The sequence below is a fragment of the Pseudoduganella sp. RAF53_2 genome, assembly GCF_052113985.1.
GTDB lineage: Bacteria > Pseudomonadota > Gammaproteobacteria > Burkholderiales > Burkholderiaceae_D > Rugamonas.
Genome location: NZ_JBFRDW010000306.1, coordinates 1 through 6879 on the forward strand (window position 1 = coordinate 1; position 6879 = coordinate 6879).

At 62.3% G+C, this 6879-nt stretch carries 5 protein-coding genes; 3 read left to right on the top strand and 2 right to left on the bottom strand.

Features of this window, described 5'->3' with window-relative positions; genetic code table 11:
• Positions 1–849 (top strand): S41 family peptidase (locus tag AB4Z11_RS18280; protein WP_442026689.1); only part of this gene is annotated, 849 nt, incomplete at its 5' end.
• 61 nt (positions 850–910) lie between these two features.
• On the opposite strand, the gene AB4Z11_RS18285 is transcribed toward AB4Z11_RS18280, so the two are convergent.
• Both AB4Z11_RS18285 and AB4Z11_RS18290 read right to left on the bottom strand, forming a co-directional pair.
• Positions 911–1294, bottom strand: a complete 384-nt coding sequence (locus tag AB4Z11_RS18285) for a BlaI/MecI/CopY family transcriptional regulator (RefSeq protein WP_442026690.1) — start codon at positions 1292–1294, stop codon at positions 911–913.
• Between the two features lie 18 nt (positions 1295–1312).
• Positions 1313–2698 carry a leucine-rich repeat-containing protein kinase family protein gene (locus tag AB4Z11_RS18290; RefSeq protein ID WP_442026692.1) on the bottom strand — a complete coding sequence of 462 codons (1386 nt, stop codon included), beginning with the start codon at positions 2696–2698 and terminating at the stop codon, positions 1313–1315.
• A gap of 241 nt (positions 2699–2939) precedes the next feature.
• Between AB4Z11_RS18290 and AB4Z11_RS18295 the strand changes: the two genes are divergently transcribed.
• Positions 2940–5795: a 2-oxoglutarate dehydrogenase E1 component gene (locus AB4Z11_RS18295; protein WP_442026694.1), complete on the top strand. Its 2856-nt coding sequence runs from the start codon at positions 2940–2942 to the stop codon at positions 5793–5795.
• 73 nt (positions 5796–5868) lie between these two features.
• Positions 5869–6879: dihydrolipoyllysine-residue succinyltransferase (gene sucB, locus AB4Z11_RS18300; RefSeq protein WP_442026695.1), on the top strand; the 1011-nt coding region annotated here is incomplete at its 3' end.

The following is a 6879-nucleotide window of genomic DNA, read 5'->3' on the forward strand; positions in this document are numbered from 1 at the left end:
GGCCTGAACGTGAAGGCAGGGGAGTACCTGCTGGCGGTGGAAGGCCGTCCGCTGGCGCCGCCGACCAATCTGTATAGCGCTTTCGAGAATAGTGCCAACCGCGCCATCGACATCACGGTCGGTGCGAACGCAGATGGCAAGGGCTCGCGCACCATTACCGTGGTGCCGGTCGCCAGCGAGGATGCGCTGCGCAACCGCGACTGGGTGGAGGGGAATATCCGCAAGGTCAACGAGGCGACCAATGGACGCGTGGCTTATGTGTATGTGCCAAATACTGCGACGTTGGGTCATACCTACTTCAAGCGCTACTTCTTCCCGCAGTCATATAAGGATGCGGTGATTATCGACGAGCGCTTCAACGGCGGTGGCAGCCTGGCCGATTACTACATCGATATTCTGCAAAAGCAGGAGATTGCGTGGTGGGCGATGCGCTATGGTGCGGATATGAAGACGCCGTCCGCGTCGATTCAGGGGCCACGCGCGATGCTGATCGATGAAACGGCGGGCTCCGGAGGTGATCTGCTGCCGTGGATGTTCCACAAAAATAAGCTTGGCCCGTTGATCGGCAAGCGCACCTGGGGCGGGCTGGTGGGTATTCTCGGCTTCCCGGTCCTGCTGGACGGTGGCGTCATCACCGCGCCGAACCTGGCGTTCTGGACACGCGACGGCGGCTGGGGCATCGAAAACGTCGGCGTGCCGCCCGATATCGAAGTCGAGCAGACGCCGGCCGACGTCATCGCCGGTCACGATCCGCAGCTGGAGAAGGCCATCGAAGTGATCAAGGCCGAGCTGACGAAAACCCCGCCATCCCGGCCTCCGCGCCCGGCTTATCCGGACAAGAGCAAATAAAACCAGAGGCGTAACCCTGGTGGCAGCCACGATGTGGCTGCCACCTGCTTCTGCCGTGGGTTTACTTTTCCTCGTCGAGAAGCTGCTGGATTTCCGCGCGCTCCTTGGCGGTGACGTGGCCGCCGCGCAGGGCGGCGAGGATCAGCGCTTTGCCGGAACCGGCAAACGCCTTGTGGATCAGGTCCTTGAGCAGGCTGGTCTGTAGCGAGTCCTTTTCCTGGGCGGGCGCGTAGACGTGGGCTTTCTGGCTTTCGTCACGCGTCAGCAGACCTTTGGTGTGCATGACCTGCAGCGTGCGCAGGACCGTGGCGTATTGCATGTCCGGACGCGTTTCGACGGCAGCCTGGTGAACCTGGCGTGCCGTTGCCGAGCCGCCTGATGCAAACAGCAGGCGCAGCATTTCCAGTTCGGCGGCGGTTGGTTTGGGGAGGGCGTTCGTGCTCATGAACCTAGAATAAATTATCTAGATCGATTTGTCTAGCGCGGCGAGGCGGCGCTCAATTTGTGCGAACAGCGGCCGGGCGGGCGGGGCGGCGAGGCAGTCGTCGCGTAAGGCAGCAAGGGTCGTTAGCAGCGCGACGGCTTGAGCGCCGGGCGGGGCCTCGATGCGGTCGAGAAGTTCTTCCAGCAGACAGCCAAAGGCGCGTACCTCGAGGCGCTGGAGCCAGGTTGTGTCCGGGTTATAGAAAGCTGCGGCACCGAAGTCACCCAGCAGAGGATTGCCTTGCGAGCAATGCAGAATGTTGTGCGCGTAGAGGTCGCCGTGCAGGATGCCGCGCGTGTGTAGTTGGCGGGCCGCCGAGGCGATGCCGGTGGCGATGCGCAGGGCCGACTGTAAATCGAAGCGTTTGTCGGCTGCGTAGATGTCGCGGGTGCAACTGTCCAGCGAGGGCGGGCCGGCCAGGTTGCGGTAGTGCGGATCGATCAGGGTCAGCACCAAACCGTGCGTTCCCGCCGGGTGGCCGATCACGCGGCCCAGCACGGGAATGAGGTTGGGGTGGGCGCCCGCGGCGATGCAGGCGTCCATTTCGGAGTCAGGCAGGCCGTCGCTGGTGACGGCGCCTTTAAATAGCTTGACTGCGACGGGCCGCTCGCCCAGCGTAGCGGCGAAGATGACGCCGGAGGCGCCTTCGCCAAGCTGCCAGCCCATGTGCAGCGCGGACCAGGGCACGTCCGGGCAGTCGCTGGCGGGCGTGCCGGGCTGCGCGCCGCGCGAAAAGGCGGGCGGCATGGCTGCGGATGGCGCGGCAGGGGCGGCAGGGGCGGCAGGGGCGGCAGGTGCGGGAGCGCGGAGATCGAATGGGTTGCCGGCGATGGCGAGCCAGGACAGGCGCGGCAGGCCGGCCAGCCAGTGCGGCAAATCGGTCAATTGATTGGCTGCGAGGCGCAGCAGTTCGAGCGTATAGCAGCCCGCCAGCGACGCGGGCAGGGTGCGCAGGCGGTTCCCCGCCAGCATCAGCTTCTGCAGCGGACGCAAACCGAGTTCCTCCGGCAGCGACTCCACTTGATTATCCGTCAACACCAGCCAGCGCAGCCGCGGCGGCAGCGCGCGCGCCGATACCGTGCGGATGCGGCACGATTTGAAGCCGATCATGGTCAGTTCGCTGCACGATCCCAGCACTTCCGGCAGATGCGTGAAGGGATTATTAGAGCAGAAAATAATCCTCAGCCGATGCAGCCTCGGCAGGTCATCCGGAAGCTCAACAAGTGCGTTATTGGAAAGGTCGAGTATTTCCAGCGAATCAGCCAGCGAATAAATCTCAGGTGGGAATTCCGTCAGACCGCAAGCCAGTTGCAAGCGCGTGATGCCGGCCAGCCGGCCAGCGCGAAGATCTTCTAAGGTGTGCATTGACGGAGTTTATCACTTGGTAAAAAACTCATGATTGAAAAGAAGGCAAGCCAAATAAAGGCGAAGGTTGTTGCTCTTCAACGCATCGTGCTATGCTAGGCGACCGTTTTTGGAAATTCTGGAAACAACAGAGCCCTTCCCCCACAACTTGATGTGCAATCCGCTAACCGGTCAGGCCGTGTCGCGGAAGGTTAGATTAACCCGCTAATTCCTCGCGAAGCGCGAAGAAAGGTGAGCAAAAATGATGCAACAACAGACGTCCACTTCCTACCTGTTTGGGGGGAATGCGCCGTACGTAGAGGAACTCTACGAAGCGTACCTCCAGAACCCAGGTTCCGTGCCAGATAACTGGCGCGCTTACTTCGACGCCATGCAGCACGTACCGGCTGTCGATGGTTCCACCAAGYCAGACGTCGTCCACTCGTCCGTAATCGCCTCCTTCGCCGAGCGCGCAAAGTCCGGTCCAATCCGCACCGTGGTCGCATCCGGCGACGCCGAAATGGGCCGCAAGCGCGTGGCCGCCACCCAGTTGATCGCAGCCTACCGCTACCTTGGCTCTCGCTGGGCAAACCTGGACCCGCTGCAGCGCCAGGAACGTCCGAACATCCAGGAACTGGAACCATCCTTCTACGGCTTCACCGATGCCGACCAGGACACCGTCTTCAACATCAGCAACACCTACTTTGGTCCAGAGACCGCGACCCTTCGCGACCTGACCAACTTCCTGAAAGACACCTACACCCGTTCGATCGGCGCGGAGTACATGTACATCTCCGACCCGGCCGAAAAGCGCTGGCTGCAGGAGCGCGTGGAATCGATCCGTTCCACCCCGAACTTCACCGCCGAAAAGAAAAAGCACATCCTGGAGCGTCTGACCGCCGCTGAAGGCCTGGAGCGCTACCTCCACACCAAATACGTCGGCCAGAAGCGCTTCTCGCTGGAAGGCGGCGAAACATTCATCGCTTCGCTGGACGAAGTGATCCAGCGCGCCGGCGAAAAGGGCGTGCAGGAAATCGTGATCGGCATGGCCCACCGCGGCCGTCTGAACGTGCTGGTGAACACCCTGGGCAAGGCGCCTAAGGACCTGTTCGAAGAATTCGAAGGCAAGCACGCCGACGACCTGCCGGCCGGCGACGTGAAATACCACCAGGGCTTCTCGTCCGACATCTCCACCGCAGGCGGCCCGGTCCACCTGTCGCTGGCGTTCAACCCGTCCCACCTGGAAATCGTCAACCCGGTGGTTGAAGGTTCCGTGAAGGCCCGTATGGACCGCCGCGGCGACGTCAAAGGCGCGCAAGTGCTGCCTATCCTGGTGCACGGCGATGCAGCATTCGCCGGCCAGGGCGTTGTGATGGAAACCCTGAACCTGGCGCAGACCCGCGGCTACGGCACCGGCGGCACTGTTCACATCGTGATCAACAACCAGATCGGCTTCACCACTTCCGATCCGCGCGATGCACGTTCCACCATCTACTGCTCCGACGTCGTGAAGATGATCGAAGCGCCGGTGCTGCACGTGAACGCCGACGATCCTGAAGCTGTAGTGCTGGCATCCCAGATCGCTCTGGACTACCGCCAGCAGTTCGGCAAGGACATCGTTGTCGACATCATCTGCTACCGCAAACTGGGCCACAACGAGCAGGACACCCCGGCGCTGACCCAGCCGCTGATGTACAAGAAGATCGCCAAGCACCCAGGCACCCGCAAGCTGTACGCGGACAAGCTGATCGCCCAGGGCGTGATCCCGGCCGATGGCGGCGACGCCATGGTGGCCGAATACCGCGCTGCGATGGACGCCGGCAAGCACACCGTCGATCCAGTGATCTCCAACTTCAAGAACAAGTACGCCGTTGATTGGCTGCCGTTCCTGAACCGCAAGTGGACCGACGCGGCCGATACCGCTGTTCCGCTGACCGAACTGAAGCGCCTGGCCACCCGTATCACCACCGTGCCGGAAGACTTCAAAGTCCACTCGCTGGTCGAGAAAGTGCTGGGCGACCGCGCCGCCATGGGCCGTGGTGAAGTGAACCTGGACTGGGGCATGGGCGAACACCTGGCCTACGCGTCCCTGGTGTCCTCCGGCTACGCTGTCCGCCTGACCGGCCAGGACGCGGGCCGCGGCACCTTCACCCACCGCCACGCCGTACTGCACGACCAGAACCGCGAACGTTGGGACGCCGGCACCTACATCCCACTGCAGAACATCGCTGAAGGCCAGGCGCCGTTCACCGTGATCGACTCCGTGCTGTCCGAAGAGGCAGTGCTGGGCTTCGAATACGGCTACTCGACCGCCGAGCCAAACACCCTGACCATCTGGGAAGGCCAGTTCGGCGACTTCGTCAACGGCGCCCAGGTTGTGATCGACCAGTTCATCAGCTCCGGCGAAGTGAAGTGGGGCCGCGCTTCCGGCCTGGTGCTGCTGCTGCCGCACGGCTACGAAGGCCAGGGTCCTGAGCACTCGTCCGCACGTCCAGAGCGCTTCCTGCAGCTGTGCGCTGACAACAATATGCAAGTTGTGCAGCCGAGTACCGCATCGCAGATCTTCCACGTGCTGCGTCGCCAGATGGTGCGCCAGTTCCGCAAGCCACTGGTCATCCTGAGCCCGAAATCGCTGCTGCGTAACAAGGACGCAGGTTCGGCACTGACCGAACTGGCCAAAGGCGCCTTCCAGACCGTGATCGGTGAAGTCGATGAGAAGATCGACGCCAAGAAGGTCAAGCGCGTGATCGCCTGCTCCGGCAAGGTGTATTACGACCTGGCCAATGCCCGCAAAACCCGCGGCCAAACCGATACGGCCATCATCCGTATCGAACAGCTGTATCCATTCCCGCACAAGGCCTTCGCTGCTGAACTGAAGAAGTTCCCGAACCTGGCCGAAGTGGTGTGGGCACAGGACGAGCCGCAGAACCAGGGTCCATGGTTCCAGATCCAGCACAACATCTTCGAGTCCATGGAATCGGGCCAGCGCCTGGCTTACGCCGGCCGTCCTGCTTCCGCATCGCCAGCTGTCGGTTACTACGACAAGCACTATGCACAGCAGAAGGATCTGCTGGAGACGGCATTCTCGAAGCTGAAGGGCTTCATTCTGACCAAGTAATCATGCGGGCGCGCCGCACCGCCAATCAGCGCGGGCGGCGCACACAAACAAAAAGACACGGAGTTAAATAAACATGGCACAAATCGAAGTTAAAGTTCCCCAACTGTCGGAATCCGTCGCTGAAGCGACCCTGCTGGCCTGGCACAAGAAAGTCGGCGAGGCAGTGACCCGCGACGAAAACATGATCGACATCGAAACCGACAAGGTTGTTCTGGAACTGCCGGCACCTGACAGCGGCGTCGTTGTTCAGATCATCAAGAACGACGGCGCCACCGTCGTTGCCGGCGAAGTGATCGCCATCATCGATACCGCTGCAACCGCGGGCGCTTCGGCTCCGGCCGCAACCGCTGCTGCGCCTGCTGCTGCACCAGCCGCTGCTCCTGCAGCCGCCGCACCAGCTGCTGGCGGCGCGAAGGGCGACGTGGCAATGCCTGCCGCCGCCAAGATCCTGTCCGAAGCCGGCATCGCCGCTTCCGACGTCGCCGGTTCCGGCCGCGATGGCCGCGTGACCAAGGGCGACGCCCTGGCTGCTGCCGCAGCACCGAAGCCAGCTGCTCCAGCTCCACTGGCGCCAGCCGCTCCTAAAGCATCGCTGCCGAAAGTTGGCGCACCTGCCGCTCCGGCAAACCTGGGCGACCGTCCGGAAGAGCGCGTGCCAATGAGCCGTCTGCGCGCACGTATCGCCGAGCGCCTGGTTGAGTCCCAGTCCACCAACGCCATCCTGACCACCTTCAACGAAGTGGACATGAAGCCGGTGATGGACCTGCGTAACAAGTACAAGGACAAGTTCGAGAAAGAACACGGCGTGAAGCTGGGCTTCATGTCCTTCTTCGTGAAGGCCGCGGTGCACGCACTGAAGAAGTACCCGATCCTGAACGCTTCGGTTGACGGCAACGACATCGTCTACCACGGCTACTTCGACATCGGTATCGCTGTGGGCTCCCCACGCGGCCTGGTGGTGCCGATCCTGCGCAACGCCGACCAGATGTCCATCGCTGAAATCGAGAAGAAGATCGGCGAATTCGGCGCCAAGGCGAAAGAAGGCAAGCTGACCCTGGAAGACCTGACCGGCGGTACCTTCTCC